Origin of the sequence: Pseudomonas sp. MWU318 (assembly GCF_016756945.1) — a bacterium.
GTDB lineage: Bacteria > Pseudomonadota > Gammaproteobacteria > Pseudomonadales > Pseudomonadaceae > Aquipseudomonas > Aquipseudomonas putida_A.
In genome coordinates, this window is sequence record NZ_JAESJL010000006.1 from 64,295 (window position 1) to 82,661 (window position 18,367).

Consider the following 18,367-nt stretch of genomic DNA (forward strand, 5'->3'; position numbering starts at 1 on the left):
GCCTGCGGCAGCTCCTACAGAGAAGGTGACCTACAGGATATAACGGGACAGGTCTTCGTTCTGCGCCAATTCGCCCAGGTGGCTGTTGACGTACGCAGCGTCGATCAGGATCGGCTTGTCGTCATGCGCGCTGGCCAGGTCGCCGGCACTGAACGACACCTCTTCCAGCAGGCGCTCAAGCAGCGTATGCAGACGACGGGCGCCGATGTTCTCGGTCTTTTCGTTGACCTGCCAGGCGATCTCCGCCAGACGCTTGATGCCTTCCGGCTGGAACTGGATGTTCAGGCCTTCGGTTTTCAGCAGTGCGCAGTATTGCTCGGTGAGCGAAGCGTGCGGCTCGCTGAGGATGCGCTCGAAGTCTTCCGGGCTCAGCGCCTTGAGCTCGACACGGATCGGCAGACGGCCTTGCAGCTCCGGCACCAGATCGCTCGGCTTGCTCAGGTGGAACGCACCGGAGGCGATGAACAGGATGTGGTCGGTCTTGACCATGCCCAGTTTGGTATTGACGGTGCATCCTTCGATCAGCGGCAGCAGGTCGCGCTGTACGCCTTCACGAGAGACATCGGCGCCGCCGACATTGCCGCGCTTGGCGACCTTGTCGATTTCGTCGATGAACACGATGCCGTGTTGCTCGACCGCTTCCAGCGCCTTGGCCTTCAACTCTTCTTCGTTGACCAGACGCCCGGCCTCTTCGTCGCGCACCAGTTTCAGCGCTTCTTTGACCTTGAGCTTGCGAGCTTTCTTCTTGCCCTTGCCCATGTTGGCGAACAGGTTCTGCAGCTGGCTGGTCATTTCTTCCATGCCAGGCGGCGTGGCGATTTCGATGCCGGCCACTTCAGCGACTTCGATCTCGATTTCCTTGTCGTCCAGCTGGCCTTCGCGCAGGCGCTTGCGGAACAGTTGGCGAGTATTGGAATCGCTGCTCGGTGCTTCTTCATTGCTGAAGCCCATGCGTGCCGGCGGCAGCAGCGCGTCGAGGATACGGTCCTCGGCAGCGTCTTCGGCGCGGTGGCGCACGCGAGTCATTTCCTGCTCGCGGAGCATCTTGATCGCGGCGTCGGCCAGATCACGGATGATCGATTCGACGTCGCGGCCAACGTAGCCGACTTCAGTGAATTTGGTCGCTTCGACCTTGATGAACGGCGCGTTGGCCAGTTTCGCCAGACGACGGGCGATCTCGGTTTTACCGACACCGGTCGGGCCGATCATCAGGATGTTTTTCGGGGTCACTTCAACGCGCAGCTCTTCAGGCAGCTGCATGCGGCGCCAGCGGTTGCGCAGGGCAATCGCGACGGCGCGCTTGGCATCGTCCTGGCCGATGATATGGCGGTTGAGTTCGTGGACGATTTCGCGGGGAGTCATGGACATAGTAATTGACGGTCCTCAAGCAGAAACAAGCCGTGGCACTTAGGCCGCGTCAGGCTTATTCAGCGAGATCCTGCTCCTCAATGGTCTGGGTGTGGTTGGTGAATACACAGATGTCGCCGGCGATACCGAGGGCAGTTTCGACGATCTCACGGGCCGACAGGTCGGTCTTTTTCAGCAGCGCGCTGGCCGCAGCTTGCGCGTAGGCGCCGCCGGAACCCATGGCGATCAGGCCGTCTTCGGGTTCGACCACGTCACCGTTGCCGGTGATGATCAGCGAGGCGTCCTTGTTGGCGACCGCGAGCATCGCTTCGAGTCGGCTCAAGGAGCGGTCGGTGCGCCATTCTTTGGCGAGTTCGACAGCGGCGCGGATCAGGTGGCCCTGATGTTTCTCGAGCTGGCCTTCGAAACGTTCGAACAGGGTGAAGGCGTCGGCGGTGGCACCGGCGAAACCGGCGATGACCTGGCCGTGGTACAGGCGACGAACTTTCTTCGCGTTGCCTTTCATCACGGTGTTGCCGAGAGAAACCTGGCCGTCGCCGCCCATGACGACTTTGCCGTGGCGGCGGACTGAAACGATGGTGGTCAAGGGAAGAGTCTCCACGCAGCGGGGCGAAAATGCCTTATGCCCATTCATATGGGGGTGCTGGAGAGGATTTCAACCGGCCGAGGCAATGGGAGACGAATGGTGTGTGATGACTGTAGCGAGGGGATTTATCCCCGATGGGGCGCGAAGCGGCCCTGAATCCAGCAATTGCAGTAGGAATGACACACCGCGAAGGCTGGATTTACGACTGCTGCGCAGCCGGTCGGGGATGAATCCCCTCACCACAGGGATTGTGGGCAGCCTCGGAATGAGGCTGCCCACGGGGGGGCAATCAGCGGCTCTGGCGTTGTTGTAACAACAGGTTGCTGAAGCCGCTGCCGGCCAGTTGTTTCTGCGCAGTGGTCAGTTGCTCGCGATTGCTGAACGGGCCGACCAATACGCGGTACCAGGTTTCATCCTTCACTGTGCCCGACTCAACCGAAACGGCCTGGCCGAGCAGAATGATCTGCGCTCGCACTTTGTCCGCGTCCGCCTCTTTGCGGAACGAACCGGCCTGGAGGAAGAACTTGGTCACTGGCGCAGCTTTCGCCACCGGCGGCGCTGGCGGCGGGGTAATACCTGACAGCGCAGCCTGCGCCCGTGCGGTGTCGATCTTCGCCGCTTCCGCCGGGGTCACCGGCGTGGTCGGCACTTGTGGTGTCGGCAGGGTTTTCTCCGGCACGGCATCCGGCGGCACGATCACTTCCGATTCCGGCAGCAAGGTGTAGAAGTCGTACTTCGGCTTCACCGGTTGCGTCGGGCTCGGCGGAGTCTTGTTGGCCTCGGCGATCTTCGACGCTTTCTGCTGTTGCGCCTGCTCGACTTTCTCGCGCTTGACCGTGTCGCTGCCCTTGCCCGGCTCCAGTTTCATCAGGAACACGATGAACGCACCGACCGTCAGGCCGATGGCCATCCACAGCCAGCCCGGAATCGGTTGCTTTGCAGGAGCTTGGTAACGGCTGGCGCCACGCTTGGGTGCAGGTTTTTTCTTGGCAGCCAACTTACATGCGCTCCAGAGTTTCCAGGCCCAACAGTTCCAGGCCTTGCTTGAGAATACGACCGGTCAGCGCGGCCAGACGCAGACGGCTCTGCATCTGGACCGGCGTCTCGGCGGCGAGGATCGGGCAGTTCTCGTAGAAGCTGGAGAACAGACCGGCGACGTCATACAGATAGGTGCAGAGGATGTGCGGTGTGCCTTTTTCCGCGACGTTGTTCAGCACTTCGCCGAACTGCGCCAGCTTCGCCGCCAGCTCTTGCTCGTGCGCGGCTTCGAGGACGATCTGGCCATCGACTTCGCTGAAGTCCTTGCCCAGTTTGCGGAACACCCCGGCGACACGGGTGTAGGCGTAAAGCAGGTATGGCGCGGTGTTGCCTTCGAAATTCAGCATCAGGTCGAAGTTGAAGCTGTAGTCGCTGGTGCGGTGCTTGGACAGGTCCGCGTATTTCACCGCACCGATGCCGACAACCTTGGCGATGTTGCGCAGTTCGTCTTCGGCCAGTGTCGGGTTTTTCTCTTTGACCAGGTTGTAGGCACGTTCCTGGGCTTCGGTCAGCAAATCGATCAGCTTCACGGTGCCGCCATCACGGGTCTTGAACGGACGGCCGTCGGCGCCGTTCATGGTGCCGAAGCCCATGTGCTCCATTTCCATCGGATGGGTCACGAAACCGGCCTTGCGCGCCACGGCGAACACTTGCTGGAAGTGCAGGGCCTGACGCTGGTCGACGAAGTACAGCGCGCGGTCGGCCTTCAGCTTGCCACTGCGGTAGCGCACGGCTGCCAGGTCAGTGGTGGCGTACAGGTAACCGCCGTCAGCCTTGACGATGATCACCGGCAGCGGGTCGCCGTCGGCGTTCTTGAACTCGTCGAGGAACACGCACTGGGCACCGTTGCTCTCGACCAGCATGCCGGCGGCTTTCAGGTCGTTGACCACGTTGATCAGGTCGTCGTTGTAGGCGCTTTCGCCCATCACGTCGGCCATGGTCAGTTTGACGTTGAGCAGTTCGTAGATCTTCTGGCAGTGCGACAGCGAGATGTCCTTGAACCTGGTCCACAGCGCCAGGCACTCGGCATCGCCGGCCTGCAGCTTGACCACCAGACCACGGGCGCGGTCGGCGAACTCTTCGGATTCGTCGAAACGCTGCTTGGCGGCGCGGTAGAAGTTTTCCAGATCGGACAGCTCGTCGCTGGTGATCGGGTTTTCCTGCAGATACGCCATCAGCATGCCGAACTGGGTGCCCCAGTCGCCCACGTGGTTCTGGCGGATCACTTCGTCGCCGAGGAACTCGAGAACACGGGCCACGCCGTCGCCGATGATGGTCGAGCGCAAGTGGCCGACGTGCATTTCTTTGGCCAGGTTCGGTGCCGACAGGTCGACCACGGTGCGCTGCGCAGGACCGGCCTTGCGCACGCCAACGTGGGCGTCGGCCAGGGCGGCGTCGAGGCGCGAGGCCAGGGCCTGGGTGTTCTGGAAGAAATTGATGAAGCCGGGGCCGGCGATTTCGGCCTTGGTGACGTTCTCGTCGGCCGGCAGCGCAGCGATGATTTTCTCCGCCAGATCGCGCGGCTTCATGCCCGCAGGCTTGGCCAGCATCATGGCGATGTTGCTGGCAAAGTCGCCGTGGGTTTTGTCGCGGGCGTTCTCCACCTGAATCGCCGGCGACAGGCCTTCAGGCAACACACCTTCGTTGACGAGTTGGGTGAGGGCTTGTTGGATCAGCTGGCGAATGGTGTCTTTCATGGTCTTCTCTTTCGACCGCAAGCGCGGCGGCGCATCGATGCGCGGGTGGAAAAACTGGGCATTATCCGTTGCGAAGACGGGCTTGCCAACCTTAGCAGGCAGGATGTGGATATGTGGTGACATTAAAAGCAAAAGATCGCAGCCTGCGGCAACTCCTACAGGGGAACACGTTCGATTCTGTAGGAGCTGCCGCAGGCTGCGATCTTTTGATCTGCTAGTACAAATCCACCGGATCGACATCCAGCGACCAGCGCACCGCCCGCCCGCTCGGCATCTGCTCTAATTCCAGCAACCAGCTGCTGAGCAACCGATGCAGCGGCGCCCGCGCCGTAGCCTGCAACAATAGCTGCGCCCGATAGCGACCGGCGCGGCGCTCCATCGGCGCCGGCACCGGCCCGAGCAATTCGATGCCGCTCAGATTCTGCTCGACCAGCAAGCGTTCGGCGGCGCTGCATGCCTCATCGAGAAAACCTTCGGCCTGCCCCGGTTTGTGCGCTTCGGCACGCAACAGGGCCAAGTGTGAAAACGGTGGCAGTCCGGCAGCCCGGCGTTCGCTCAAGGCTTGTTCGGCAAAGGCGAAGTAGCCCTGCTCGGTCAGTTGCACCAATAAAGGATGGTCGGCCAGGTGGGTCTGGATGATCACCTTGCCCGGCTCTTCCGCCCGCCCGGCGCGTCCGGCGACCTGCACGATCAACTGCGCCATGCGCTCGCTGGCACGGAAATCTCCGGAGAACAGCCCGCCGTCGGCATCCAGAATCGACACCAGCGTGACCCGGGGGAAGTGGTGCCCCTTGGCCAACATCTGCGTGCCGACCAGAATGCATGGCTGACCCTTCTGAATGGTCGCGAACAGCTGATTCATCGCGTCCTTGCGCGAAGTGCTGTCGCGGTCGACGCGCAGCACCGGGTAGTCCGGGAACAGAATCGCCAGGCGTTCTTCGGCGCGTTCGGTGCCGGCGCCCACCGGCCGCAGATCGACTTTGTTGCACTTGGGGCATTGGCGCGGCGTGCGCTCGACGTTGCCACAGTGGTGGCAGCGCAGTTCGCCGTAGCGCTGGTGCACGGTCATTCGCGCATCGCAGCGTGAGCACTCGGACATCCAGCCGCAATCGTGGCACAGCAGCGTCGGCGCAAAGCCGCGCCGGTTGAGAAACACCAGCACCTGCTGGCCGGCCGCGAGGGTCTGGCCGATGGCTTGTTGCATCGGCCCGGAAATGCCGCTGTCCAGCGGGCGGCTTTTCACGTCCAGCCGCAGGAAACGTGGTTGCCTGGCGCCGCCGGCCCGCTCGTTGAGGCGCAGCAGGCCATAACGACCGGTGTAGGCGTTGTGCAGGCTTTCCAGTGAAGGCGTGGCGGACCCTAGGACGATCGGGATGTTTTCCTGTCGCGCGCGCACCAGTGCCAGATCCCGGGCGTGGTAGCGCAGGCCTTCCTGCTGTTTATAGGAGCCGTCGTGTTCTTCGTCGATGATGATCAGCCCCGGGTTCTTCATCGGGGTGAACAGCGCCGAGCGAGTGCCGATAATAATGTCGGCCTCGCCGTCGCGGGCGGCGAGCCAGGCGTCGAGGCGCTCGCGGTCGTTGACCGCCGAATGCAGCAGGGCGATGCGTGCGTTGAAGCGCTGCTCGAAACGCGCCAGGGTCTGCGGACCGAGGTTGATTTCGGGAATCAGCACCAGTGCCTGCTTGCCGGCTTCAAGGGTTTCGCGGATCAGTTGCAAATAGACTTCGGTCTTGCCGCTGCCCGTGACCCCGGCCAGCAGAAACGCGTGATAACTGTCGAACCCGGCGCGGATCGCCTCGTAAGCGGCGCGTTGTTCGGTGTTCAGCGGCAGTTCCGGTTGCGCCAACCAGTGTTCATGGCGCACGCCAGGGGCGTGCCGGCGAATCTCCACCTGCACCAGCCCTTTGGCCAGCAGCAGGTCGAGGCTGTCCTTGCTCAGCATCAGTTTGCTCAACAACTGATGGGCGACGCCGTGCGGGTGCTGCGCCAGCGTCGCCAGCGCTTCCCGTTGCCGTGGCGCGCGGGCGACGCGCGGATCATCGAGGCTGGCGCCGGGGGCGACTGACCAGAAGCGCTCCTGTCGCGCCTCGGCCAGTTCGCCCTGACGCAGCAGCACCGGCAGCGCCCAGCTCAAGGTGTCGCCGAGGCTGTGCTGGTAATACTGCGACGTCCACAGGCACAGCTTGAACAGTGCGGGCGGCAGCGGCGGCTCTGCATCGAGCAGGGCCAACGCCGGTTTGAGTTTTTCCAGCGGTACATCGCTGGTGTCGGCGACTTCGATCAGAATCCCGATCATCTCCCGCCGCCCGAACGGCACACGAAGGCGCATGCCCGGTTGCAACTGGGCACGCGACACCCCGGCCGGCGCCCGATAATCGAACAGGCGGCGCAGGGGCGAAGGCAGGGCGAGGCGCAGAATGGCGTCGGGCACGCGGGGGGATCTCGATCAGCAGGCGATTAAAAGGACTGCGTATATAACCTGTGGGAGCGAGCCTGCTCGCGAAAGCGGTGTGTCAGGCGGCTGATATGCTGGCTGATAGATCGTCTTCGCGAGCAGGCTCGCTCCCACAGGGACAGCGCAATGGGCCGGGAGCCTAGCAGACGGTCGGTCTCAGGGACAGCTTGCGCGATTGACATTGTCTGGTAGAATCCGCGGCCTAATTACGTGCGGTATTCAACAATAGTGTTGGGTGGCGGCACGCTAGCTGAGGAAGACATCATGAAAGCTGATATCCACCCGAATTACCCAGAAGTTGCAGTAACCTGCAGCTGCGGCAACAAGTTCGAAACCCGTTCGACCTTCGGCAAAGCCCTGGCGATCGACGTTTGCAACGAGTGCCACCCGTTCTACACCGGTAAGCAGAAGACTCTGGACACCGGTGGCCGCGTTCAGAAGTTCGCCGACCGTTTCGGTGCCTTCGGCGCCAAGAAGTAAGATTGGTCATTCTGGAAAACTTCGACGGTTTCTCCAGGCTGATGAAAAAGGCGTCCCTTGTGGGCGCCTTTTTTGTGTCCGCGATTTGGCTGTCCGCAGCCCAGGCATTTTGCCCCACGCCTGCCGGCCTCAGCAGCGTCAGCGTCCAGCGCGTGGTCGATGGCGACACGCTACGCCTGAGCGATGGGCGCAGTGTGCGGATGATCGGTCTCAATACCCCGGAGCTGGGCAAGCAGGGCCGCAGTGACGAACCCTTCGCCGTGGCGGCGCGCAAACGCCTTGAAGCACTGGTGGCGGACAGCCGCGGTCGGGTCGGTCTGCTCCCCGGCAAGCAGGCCAAAGACCATTACGGTCGCACCCTCGCGCATGTCTACGGCACCAACGGCACCAATCTTGAAGCGCAAATGCTCGCCGACGGCCTTGGTTTTCAGGTGGCGGTGGCGCCGAATGTCGATCTTGTGGCCTGTCAGCAGGCGGCCGAACACAGCGCCCGGCAGGCCGGTCGAGGCCTGTGGCGCCAGCCACCTGTACTGAAAGCGGAGCAGATCCGCGCTTCGGGTTTCGCCGTGGTCAGTGGGCGTGTGAGCATGGTTCAGCGCAATCGCGGCGGAATCTGGATCGAGTTGCAGGACTCGGTTGTACTGCGCATTGCACCCAATCTGGTCGGACAGTTCGACAACGTCCGGTTGCAGGCGCTGCAAGGTAGGCAGATCGAGGCTCGCGGCTGGGTCGTCGACCGTTCGCGGCGTGGCGGGTTGAAACCGGGTCAGCCGCGTTGGCTGCTGCCGCTGACCGATCCGTCGATGCTGCAAAGCGCGCGTTGAAGAAAAATTGTAGACATTTTTTCTCTCGATTGTGAACAGTCAAGCCCTTGTGCGCCGTGGCTCTTGGCCCAAAGTCGTAGGACAGCGCGCTTGACAGGGGTGACTGCTCAGTCTTGTGGGGACTTTGCGAGGCGCGTATCCTCGCTGACCAGTCTGTCCAACAGTAAAAAGCGGAATGCCAAAATGTCTGATCTGAAAACTGCCGCTCTCGAATATCATGCCAATCCTCGTCCAGGGAAGCTGAGTGTCGAGCTCACCAAGGCCACTGCTACCGCCCGCGACCTGTCGCTGGCCTACAGCCCCGGCGTAGCTGAACCAGTGCGTGAGATCGCCCGCGATCCTGAACTGGCCTACAAATACACCGGCAAGGGCAACCTGGTTGCAGTCATTTCCGATGGCACCGCGATTCTGGGCCTGGGTAACCTCGGCCCACTGGCCTCCAAGCCAGTGATGGAAGGTAAAGGCGTACTGTTCAAGCGCTTCGCCGGCATCGACGTATTCGACATCGAAGTCGACTCCGAAAGCCCGCAAGCCTTCATCGACACCGTAAAACGCATCTCCATCACTTTCGGCGGCATCAACCTGGAAGACATCAAGGCGCCTGAGTGCTTTGAGATCGAACGTGCTCTGATCGAGCAGTGCGACATTCCGGTATTCCACGACGACCAGCACGGCACCGCGATCGTGACCGCTGCGGGCATGATCAACGCCCTGGAAATCGCCGGCAAAACCCTGCCGGAAGCCAAGATCGTCTGCCTCGGCGCCGGCGCTGCGGCCATCTCCTGCATGAAGTTGCTGGTGAGCATGGGCGCAAAAATCGAAAACATCTTCATGGTTGACCGTACCGGCGTGATCCACTCCGGCCGTGATGACCTGAACCAGTACAAAGCCGTGTTCGCTCACGCCACCGACAAGCGCAGCCTGGCTGACGCTCTGCAAGGCGCTGACGTGTTCGTCGGTCTGTCCGGCCCGAACCTGCTGAGCGCTGAAGGCCTGCTGTCGATGGCGGCCAACCCGATCGTCTTCGCCTGCTCGAACCCGGATCCGGAAATCTCCCCGGAACTGGCGCACGCCACCCGCAGCGATGTGATCATGGCCACCGGTCGTTCCGACTACCCGAACCAGGTCAACAACGTTCTGGGCTTCCCGTTCATCTTCCGTGGTGCCCTGGACGTTCGCGCCAAGCGCATCAACGAAGAAATGAAAGTGGCTGCGGCCAACGCCCTGCGTGAACTGGCCAAGCTGCCAGTGCCACAGGACGTGTGCGACGCCTACGGCGGTGCGCCGCTGGAATTCGGCCGTGAGTACATCATTCCGAAGCCGATGGACAAGCGCCTGATCACATTGATCTCCGACGCTGTGGCCAAGGCTGCGATCGAGACCGGTGTGGCGACCCTGCCGTATCCGAAGAACTACCCGCTGAAAAGCGTGGATGACGTGTTCAACGGCTAAGCCGTTGTAGCGCTTCAACGAAAGCCCCGGCTTGTGAGAGTCGGGGCTTTTTTGTGCCTGAAGATCAAGAGCCCCCTCACCCTAACCCTCTCCCAAAGGGAGAGGGGACTGACCGGGTTGTCTGGGTTCATACGCCGACCTATAAGGGTGGTGTCGATTATGGATTCGGCACAGCACGTTCAGGTCGGCGCAACGCCCGAGCATCCCCCAATCAGTCCCCTCTCCCTCCGGGAGAGGGCTAGGGTGAGGGGCTCTTGATTTTCAGGCATAAAAAAGCCCCGCACTTCTTTCGAAGGCGGGGCTTTTTGGGGCGCATTGATCAGAACAGATCGATCGGTGCCTGCTCATCCGCCGGCAGCGGACTGCCCGGTACGGCGCCGTTGCCCAGCTCATTCACCGAGGGCGGCGTGTCTTCCGACTTGAACAGCTCGAAGTAGGCGCCCGGCGTGCTCGGCGTTGCCGCACGACCGCTGACCGGGTCCACCCGCAGGCTGAGAATGCCTTCCGGCTCAGGCTGCACGTGCGGCGGCTTGTCCTTGAGCGCGGCAGACATGTAGTTCATCCAGATCGGCAGCGCCACGGTGCCGCCGAACTCGCGGCGACCGAGGCTTTCCGGCTGGTCGAAACCGGTCCACACGGTGGTCACGTAATCGGCGTTGTAACCGGAGAACCATGCATCCTTCGATTCGTTGGTGGTACCGGTCTTGCCGGCGATGTCGCTGCGGCCCATGGCCAGTGCGCGGCGTCCGGTGCCGAGCTTGATCACGTCCTGCAGCATGCTGTTGAGGATGTACGTGGTACGTCCATCGACGATCCGCTCGGCCACGGCCGGCGCTTGTGGTGCTGCGGCAGTGCCCGGGGCTTCACCCGGAACCGGTGCGGCGTTGACGGTGATCGACTGAGGTGTCGGCGCCGCGATGCCATCGGTCGCCGAGCCACCCTGTGGCACGGTCGGCGGGTTGGCGACGAACAGCGTGTCACCGTTGCGGCTTTCGATCTTGTCGATGATGTACGGGGTGATCTTGTAGCCGCCGTTGGCGAAGGTGCTCCAGCCGGTAGCGATTTCCATCGGGGTCAGGGTCGCGGTGCCCAGCGCCAGCGACAGGTTCGGCGGCAGGTCCTGCTTGTTGAAGCCGAAACGGGTGATGTAGTCGATGGTCTTGCCCACACCCATCGCCTGCAACAGGCGGATCGACACCAGGTTACGCGACTTGTACAGCGCCTCGCGTAGACGGATCGGGCCGAGGAAGGTGTTGGTGTCGTTCTTCGGCCGCCAGACTTTGTCCAGGTACTCGTCGACGAACACGATCGGCGCGTCGTTGACCAGGGTTGCGGCGGTGTAACCGCTGTCCAGCGCAGCGCTGTAGACGAACGGCTTGAAGCTCGAACCCGGCTGACGCTTGGCCTGCAGGGCGCGGTTGTAGTTGCTCTGCTCGAACGCAAAGCCGCCGACCAGCGAGCGAATCGCGCCGTTCTGCGGATCCAGCGACACCAGCGCGCCTTGCGCCTGCGGGATCTGGCTGAATTTCAGCGAATTGTTCGGCTGACGCTGCACGCGAATCAGGTCGCCGACCTGCGCCACATCCGACGGCTGGCGCGGTGCGGCGCCCATGCTGTTGGTGTTGAGGAACGGCCGCGCCCATTTCATGGTGTCCCAGGCGACGTGTTCTTCGCCGGTACGGGTCAGCACCTGCAAGCCATTCTTGTCGACCTGGGTAACAATGGCCGGCTCCAGGCTGCTGATGGTGCGCTGCTTGGTCAGCTCGGTCGCCCAGGCTTCGTGAGTCTTACCCGGCAGGCGCGACTCGGGTCCGCGGTAGCCATGGCGCTGATCGTAGGTCATCAAACCTTCGTGCAGCGCGGTGTTGGCCATTTCCTGCAGGTTGCTCGGCACCGTGGTGGTGACGCGGAAACCTTCGGTGTAAGCGTCGCTGCCATAGCGACCGACCATTTCGGCACGGGCCATTTCGGCGATGTACGGTGCGTTCACTTCCGGGGTCGGCACGTGATAGCTGGCGTTTAGCGGCTCGTTGATCGCGGCGGTGTAGTCAGCCTCGGAAATCTTCCCGAGCTTGTACATGCGTCCGAGAATCCAGTCGCGACGTTCCTTGCTGCGCGCCGGGTTGGCCAGCGGGTTGAAGCGCGACGGGGCTTTCGGCAGACCGGCGATCATCGCCATCTGCGCCAGGCTGACATCACGGATCGACTTGCCGTAATACACCTGCGCCGCCGCCTCGATGCCATAGGCGCGGTTACCCAGGTAGATCTTGTTCACGTACAGCTCAAGGATCTCGTCCTTGGTCAACTGCCGCTCGATCTGCAGGGCCAGAAGAATCTCGGTGGTTTTGCGCGAGAAGCTGCGTTCGCTGGTCAGGAAGAAGTTCTTCGCCACCTGCATGGTGATGGTGCTGCCGCCGGACTGAATGTGCCCGCTTTTGACCAGTTGGGTCGCGGCGCGCATCAGGCTGCTCGGATCGACGCCATAGTGGTTGGCGAAATTGTCGTCTTCAGCACTTAGTAACGCATTAATGAAATTGGGTGGAATGTCGGCGAAACGGATCGGAGTACGGCGCATTTCGCCAAATTCTGCGATCAATTTGTTGTCGCTGCTGTAGACCCGGAGCGGAATCTGCAACTGAATGCTTCTCAGCGCCTCCACAGACGGCAAACCCGGACTAAGGTAAAGAAACGCGCCGCTGAGACCTAAAAGCAGTCCGCAGAAAACGGCGACGATGGACCAACCGAAAAATTTCAGCAGACGAATCAAGGCTTTTGAACATCCAGGGCAAAGAATGAATTGGGCGACAGGGTTCCGGTAACACACAGAACAGCCTGGGCCGGCAGTAAAAAGCGGAAAAAAACGCTGGGCATTATAAGCACTTTTCTGCTGGGGGCGTCATTTGCGCTTCTGTCAAGACGGGGTGAAGGAACGCAATGCGTATTACAGAGTCCGTAACTCACGGAAAGTCATAGGGAATTGGTAGTGCTGGGACTCTTCAAGAAAAAGACCAATACGTTACTGGGGATCGACATCAGCTCCACTTCGGTGAAGCTGCTGGAGCTGAGCCGTCAGGGCGACCGTTACCGGGTCGAGGCCTACGCGGTAGAGCCGCTGCCGCCCAACGCCGTGGTCGAAAAGAACATCGCCGAGCTCGAAGGCGTGGGCCATGCCTTGTCCCGGGTGCTGGTCAAGGCGCGCACCGGGCTCAAGAGCGTGGCGGTGGCGGTGGCCGGTTCCGCGGTGATCACCAAGATCATCGAGATGGACGCCGGGCTGACCGATGACGAGCTGGAAAACCAGCTGAAGATCGAAGCCGACCAATACATTCCCTATCCGCTGGACGAAGTCGCCATCGATTTCGAAGTCCAGGGCGTGTCGCCGCGCAACCCGGAGCGGGTCAGCGTGCTGCTGGCCGCCTGTCGCAAGGAAAACGTCGAAGTCCGCGAAGCGGCGCTGGCGCTGGCCGGGCTGACCGCGCGCGTGGTTGATGTCGAGGCCTATGCGCTGGAGCGCTCGTTCGGCCTGCTCGCCACTCAACTGGCAGCCTCGCAGGAACGCCTGACCGTGGCGGTGGTGGACATCGGCGCGACCATGACCACCCTCAGCGTCCTGCACAACGGCCGCATCATCTATACCCGCGAGCAGCTGTTCGGTGGCCGGCAACTGACCGAGGAAATTCAGCGCCGCTACGGCCTGACTGTCGAGCAGGCCGGGCTGGCGAAAAAGCAGGGCGGTCTGCCGGACGACTATGTCAGCGAGGTGTTGCAACCGTTCCGTGATGCTCTGGTGCAGCAGGTCTCGCGCTCGTTGCAGTTCTTCTTTGCCTCCGGGCAGTACAACGCGGTCGATCACATTCTGCTGGCCGGCGGCACCGCCTCGGTGCCGGGGCTGGATCGGCTGATCGAACAGCGTCTGGGCACCCCGACCCAGGTCGCCAACCCGTTTTCCGACATGGCCTTGAGCAGCAAGGTCAACGCCGGGGCCTTGGCCAGTGACGCACCGGCCCTGATGATTGCCTGCGGGCTCGCGCTCAGGAGTTTCGACTGATGGCGCGGATCAACCTTCTCCCCTGGCGTGAGGAGCGCCGCGAAGAGCGGCGCAAACGCTTCCTGTTGATCCTGATCGGGGTGTTCGTCGGTTCGGTGGGCGCAGTGTTCATCGCCGATCAGGTCTTCAGTACCGCCATCGAGCGGCAGGCAGCACGCAATGACTACATCGGCAAACAGATCGCCGTGGTCGACGAGCGGATCAAGCAGATCAGCGAGCTCAAGGCGCGGCGCCAGCAACTGGTCGAGCGCATGCGCATCATCCAGGACCTGCAGGGCAACCGGCAGATCAGCGGGCGGATCTTCGATCAGCTGGCGCGCACGCTGCCGGACGGGGTGTATTTCACCAGCGTGAAATTGCTCGGCAAGACGCTGTCGATCAGCGGCGCGGCGGAGTCGAACAACCGCGTTTCGGAGCTGATGCGCAATCTGGATGCTTCCGACTGGTTCGATGCGCCGAGTCTTAATGAAGTGAAAGCGACGACTGCCGGTCAGGTGGATCAGGCCAACGTCTTTCAGCTGACCGTGCGTCAGACCCAGCCAGCCGCGACGGAGGGCGACAAATGAAGCCGTCCGAATGGCTGCAAAGTCTGCGCAATATCGACTTCAACGATCTGGACACCAGCAATATCGGCTCCTGGCCCGCCGCGGTGAAAACCATCGCGGGAGCCTTGCTGGCGGTGCTGGTGTTGGCGCTTGGCTATAACTTTTTCATCAGCGACATGGAAAACCAGCTGGAAGCCAAGCGTCAGGAAGAGGACACCTTGAAGGAGCAGTTCGCCAGCAAGGCGCACATGGCCGCCAATCTGGATCTGTACACCCAGCAGATGAAGGAGATGGAGAACTCCTTCGGCGTACTCCTGCGGCAGTTGCCCAGCGACACCGAAGTCCCGGGATTGCTCGAAGACATCACCCGCACCGGGCTGGGCAGTGGTCTCGAATTCGAAGAAATCAAGCTGCTGCCGGAAGTGACCCAGCCGTTCTACATCGAGTTGCCGATCCAGATCACTGTCACCGGGGCTTACCACGACCTCGCGACCTTCGTCAGTGGCGTCGCCGGGTTGCCACGGATTGTCACCTTGCACGATTTCGAACTGGCACCGGCCAATCCCGACGGCGGGACGAAGCTGCGCATGAGCATTCTCGCCAAGACCTACCGCTATAACGACAAGGGGTTGGACAAATGACCCCGATCCGTTATTTCGCCCTGTCGGTGCTGTTGCTGGGTCTTGGCGGATGCTTTGGTGGAGATGACTTCAGCGACCTCGATGCCTACATGAACGAGGTGCGTCTGCGCCCGGCCGGCCGGATCGAGCCGACGCCGACGTTTCATTCCTATCCTACTTTTACCTACAGCGCGGCCAACCTGCGTAGCCCGTTCTCGCGCCAGGTGCGCGTCGATCTGGCCGGGCAGCAGCGTGGCTCGCGCAACGTCAAACCCGACCCCAACCGGGTCAAGCAATACCTCGAAGGTTTCAACATCGAGCAGTTTGAAATGGTTGGCACGATCTCCAATGCCAGCGGCTCCTTTGCCTTGCTGCGCGGGGCGGGTGCAGTGCATCGGTTGAAAGTCGGCGACTACCTGGGGCGCAACGACGGGCGCATTGTCGCCATCAGCGCCACTCAGGTCGATGTGGTCGAGATCGTGCCCGACGGCGAAGGCGCCTGGCTGGAACGTCCGCGCACCATTCCTTTGAAAGAGCACTCATAGTGGAAGTCGAACAATGAACAGGATTTTCTCCACCCTCGGTTTTTCGCTATGGATAGCGCTGCTTTCACCGATGGTTCAGGCGGCCAGCCTCAAGACGCTGGATGTCGCGGCGTTGCCGGGTGATCGCATTGAGTTGAAGCTGTCGTTCGACAGCCCGCCACCGCAACCCAAGGGCTACACCACCGAATCGCCGGCGCGAATTGCCCTGGATCTGCCGGGTGTCGCCAGCCAACTGACGAACAAGACCCGCGATCTGGGCAGCGGCAACGCGCGAACCGCTACAGTGGTCGAAGCCAACGACCGTACGCGCCTGATCATCAACCTGACGCAACTGACGCCCTACACCTCACGGGTCGAGGGCAACAATCTGTTCGTGGTGGTCGGGCAGGGCGCCAAGCCTGCTGCACCACGGCCAGCCGCTGTTGCGCCACGACCGGTCGCGGCTCCAGCGCCGGCGAAGGCTTATACCCCCGTCGCCAAAACCATTCGTGGCGTCGACTTCCAGCGTGGCACTGCGGGGGAGGGCAACGTCGTCATCGACCTGTCGGACCCGACCATCGCCCCGGACATTCAGGAGCATGACGGCAAGATCATCCTGAGCTTTGCCCGCACGCAGTTGCCCGACAGGCTGCGGGTGCGCCTCGACGTCAAGGACTTCGCCACGCCGGTGCAGTTCGTCAACGCTGCCGCCACCGGTGATCGTGCGGTCATCACCGTCGAACCCAGCGGCACGTTCGACTATTCCACCTACCAGACCGACAACAAGCTGACCGTCAGCATTCGACCGATGACGGTCGATGACCTGCAAAAGCGCAACGTTGACCGCAACAGCTACAGCGGCGAAAAGCTTTCGCTGAATTTCCAGGACATCGACGTGCGTTCGGTGCTGCAACTGATCGCCGACTTTACCAACCTCAATCTGGTGGCCAGCGATACGGTGCAGGGCGGGATCACCCTGCGTCTGCAGAACGTGCCGTGGGATCAGGCGCTTGATCTTGTGTTGAAAACCAAAGGGCTGGACAAGCGCAAGATCGGCAACGTGTTGCTGGTGGCGCCGGCCGACGAAATCGCTGCCCGTGAACGCCAGGAACTGGAGTCGCAGAAACAGATCGCCGAACTGGCACCGCTGCGCCGCGAGCTGCTGCAAGTGAATTACGCTAAGGCCGCGGACATCGCCAAGCTGTTCCAGTCGGTGACCAGTGCCGAGGCGAAAATCGACGAGCGTGGCTCGATTACCGTCGATGAACGCACCAACAACATCATTGCCTACCAGACCCAGGATCGCCTCGACGAACTGCGGCGGATCGTGGCGCAACTGGATATTCCGGTGCGCCAGGTGATGATCGAGGCGCGGATCGTCGAGGCCAACGTCGATTACGACAAGAGTCTGGGCGTGCGCTGGGGCGGCTCGATCCAGAACAAGGGCAACTGGAACACCTCGGGGGTCAGCAATGGCTCGTCGACCACCATCGGCACACCGGGCAGTACCAGTACCAACTCGCCGTTCGTCGACATGGGCACGGTCGGTAATACCTCGGGGATCGGCATCGCCTTCATCACCGACAATGTGCTGCTCGATCTTGAGCTGACCGCCATGGAGAAGACCGGCAACGGTGAAATCGTCTCGCAGCCCAAAGTGGTCACCTCAGACAAGGAGACGGCAAAGATCCTCAAAGGCACCGAGATTCCGTATCAGGAGGCGAGCTCCAGCGGCGCGACATCGGTGTCGTTCAAGGAGGCTTCGCTGTCGCTGGAAGTGACGCCGCAGATCACCCCCGACAACCGCATCATCATGGAGGTCAAGGTCACCAAGGACGAACCGGACTACCTGAACAAGGTGCAGGATGTACCGCCGATCAAGAAGAACGAGGTCAACGCCAAGGTGCTGGTGAACGACGGCGAGACCATCGTGATTGGGGGCGTTTTCTCAAATACTCAAAGCAAGGTCGTAGATAAGGTGCCATTTCTTGGCGATGTGCCGTATCTTGGCCGCCTTTTCCGGCGTGATGTGGTTTCGGAGAAAAAATCCGAGCTGCTGGTATTTCTCACTCCGCGTATCATGAATAACCAGGCGATTGCTGTGAGTCGTTGATTCTGTGCGAAATTTGATTCTTGTAGGACCGATGGGCGCTGGAAAAAGCACCATCGGCCGGTTGCTGGCCAAAGAGCTGCGCCTGCCGTTCAAAGATTCCGACAAGGAAATTGAACTGCGCACGGGCGCCAATATCCCGTGGATCTTCGACAAGGAAGGCGAGCCCGGCTTTCGTGACCGTGAGCAGGCGATGATCGCCGAGCTGTGCGCGTTCGACGGCGTGGTACTGGCGACCGGCGGCGGTGCGGTAATGCGCGATGCCAACCGCAAGGCCCTGCACGCGGGCGGGCGGGTGGTGTATCTGCATGCCTCCGTCGAGCAGCAGGTCGGGCGTACGTCGCGCGATCGCAATCGTCCTTTGCTGCGCACCGCCGATCCGGCGAAAACCCTGCGAGACCTGCTCGAGATCCGCGATCCGCTCTATCGAGAGATCGCCGATCTGGTGGTTGAAACCGACGAACGGCCACCGCGCATGGTGGTGCTCGACATTCTCGACCGTCTGGCGCAGCTGCCACCCCGTTAAAGCGCCGCCGGAAATGCGCTATCCTCGGCGTCCTGTCACAGCCGCCGAGGTTGTGGCGGATGGCGTGCGAGCGGCGTCAGATTCGCTATAG

The 18,367-nt window shown here is 61.7% G+C and carries 15 protein-coding genes; 9 read left to right on the forward strand and 6 right to left on the reverse strand.

All coding sequences use genetic code 11. The features are described 5' to 3' along the window. Window positions 1-30 precede the first annotated feature (30 nt). The 5 genes from hslU to JN524_RS15630 form a co-directional block, all read right to left on the reverse strand. A complete protein-coding gene (gene hslU, locus JN524_RS15610) occupies window positions 31-1,368 on the reverse strand; it encodes an ATP-dependent protease ATPase subunit HslU (RefSeq protein ID WP_007968354.1) in 1,338 nt (445 codons plus the stop codon). A gap of 55 nt (window positions 1,369-1,423) precedes the next feature. Continuing rightward, window positions 1,424-1,954: an ATP-dependent protease subunit HslV gene (gene hslV / locus JN524_RS15615; RefSeq protein ID WP_007968352.1), complete on the reverse strand. Its 531-nt coding sequence runs from the start codon at window positions 1,952-1,954 to the stop codon at window positions 1,424-1,426. 289 nt (window positions 1,955-2,243) lie between these two features. Next, the gene (locus JN524_RS15620) at window positions 2,244-2,951 is read right to left on the reverse strand and encodes an SPOR domain-containing protein (RefSeq protein WP_041074932.1); all 708 of its coding nucleotides are present in this window, start codon (window positions 2,949-2,951) and stop codon (window positions 2,244-2,246) included. A 1-nt stretch (window position 2,952) separates the two neighbouring features. Then, window positions 2,953-4,689, reverse strand: coding sequence for an arginine--tRNA ligase (gene argS / locus JN524_RS15625; RefSeq protein ID WP_202369907.1), 1,737 nt, complete (start codon window positions 4,687-4,689; stop codon window positions 2,953-2,955). A gap of 214 nt (window positions 4,690-4,903) precedes the next feature. After that, complete coding sequence (locus JN524_RS15630; RefSeq protein ID WP_202369908.1) at window positions 4,904-7,123, reverse strand: primosomal protein N'; 2,220 nt, start codon at window positions 7,121-7,123, stop codon at window positions 4,904-4,906. A gap of 288 nt (window positions 7,124-7,411) precedes the next feature. Between JN524_RS15630 and rpmE the strand changes: the two genes are divergently transcribed. The 3 genes from rpmE (at window position 7,412) to JN524_RS15645 (ending at window position 9,903) form a co-directional block, all read left to right on the forward strand. Continuing rightward, window positions 7,412-7,627 (forward strand): 50S ribosomal protein L31, encoded by a 216-nt coding sequence (gene rpmE / locus JN524_RS15635; protein ID WP_007968345.1) that lies wholly within the window; start codon window positions 7,412-7,414, stop codon window positions 7,625-7,627. Window positions 7,628-7,668: 41 nt separating this feature from the next. After that, window positions 7,669-8,451: a thermonuclease family protein gene (locus JN524_RS15640; protein ID WP_202370085.1), complete on the forward strand. Its 783-nt coding sequence runs from the start codon at window positions 7,669-7,671 to the stop codon at window positions 8,449-8,451. Window positions 8,452-8,634: 183 nt separating this feature from the next. Next, the gene (locus JN524_RS15645; RefSeq protein ID WP_041074924.1) at window positions 8,635-9,903 is read left to right on the forward strand and encodes a malic enzyme-like NAD(P)-binding protein; all 1,269 of its coding nucleotides are present in this window, start codon (window positions 8,635-8,637) and stop codon (window positions 9,901-9,903) included. A 319-nt stretch (window positions 9,904-10,222) separates the two neighbouring features. On the opposite strand, the gene JN524_RS15650 is transcribed toward JN524_RS15645, so the two are convergent. Beyond that, entirely contained in the window at window positions 10,223-12,667 is a 2,445-nt protein-coding gene (locus JN524_RS15650) for a penicillin-binding protein 1A (RefSeq protein WP_408980432.1), read from the reverse strand. Window positions 12,668-12,886: 219 nt separating this feature from the next. Between JN524_RS15650 and JN524_RS15655 the strand changes: the two genes are divergently transcribed. Genes JN524_RS15655 through aroK form a run of 6 tightly spaced genes read left to right on the forward strand, consistent with a single transcriptional unit; the run spans window position 12,887 to window position 18,276 of the window. Then, entirely contained in the window at window positions 12,887-13,951 is a 1,065-nt protein-coding gene (locus JN524_RS15655; RefSeq protein ID WP_096794691.1) for a pilus assembly protein PilM, read from the forward strand. Continuing rightward, window positions 13,951-14,517, forward strand: a complete 567-nt coding sequence (locus tag JN524_RS15660; protein WP_202369910.1) for a PilN domain-containing protein — start codon at window positions 13,951-13,953, stop codon at window positions 14,515-14,517. The genes JN524_RS15655 and JN524_RS15660 overlap by 1 nt, the downstream gene beginning before the upstream one ends. Beyond that, a complete protein-coding gene (gene pilO / locus JN524_RS15665) occupies window positions 14,514-15,137 on the forward strand; it encodes a type 4a pilus biogenesis protein PilO (RefSeq protein WP_202369911.1) in 624 nt (207 codons plus the stop codon). The genes JN524_RS15660 and pilO overlap by 4 nt, the downstream gene beginning before the upstream one ends. Then, window positions 15,134-15,661, forward strand: a complete 528-nt coding sequence (locus JN524_RS15670) for a pilus assembly protein PilP (RefSeq protein WP_027611314.1) — start codon at window positions 15,134-15,136, stop codon at window positions 15,659-15,661. Before pilO ends, JN524_RS15670 begins: the two co-directional genes overlap by 4 nt. Window positions 15,662-15,674: 13 nt before the next feature. Beyond that, window positions 15,675-17,753, forward strand: a complete 2,079-nt coding sequence (gene pilQ, locus JN524_RS15675) for a type IV pilus secretin PilQ (protein ID WP_202369912.1) — start codon at window positions 15,675-15,677, stop codon at window positions 17,751-17,753. A gap of 4 nt (window positions 17,754-17,757) precedes the next feature. Beyond that, window positions 17,758-18,276, forward strand: coding sequence for a shikimate kinase AroK (gene aroK / locus JN524_RS15680; RefSeq protein ID WP_027611316.1), 519 nt, complete (start codon window positions 17,758-17,760; stop codon window positions 18,274-18,276). The last annotated feature ends 91 nt before the right edge of the window (window positions 18,277-18,367 follow it).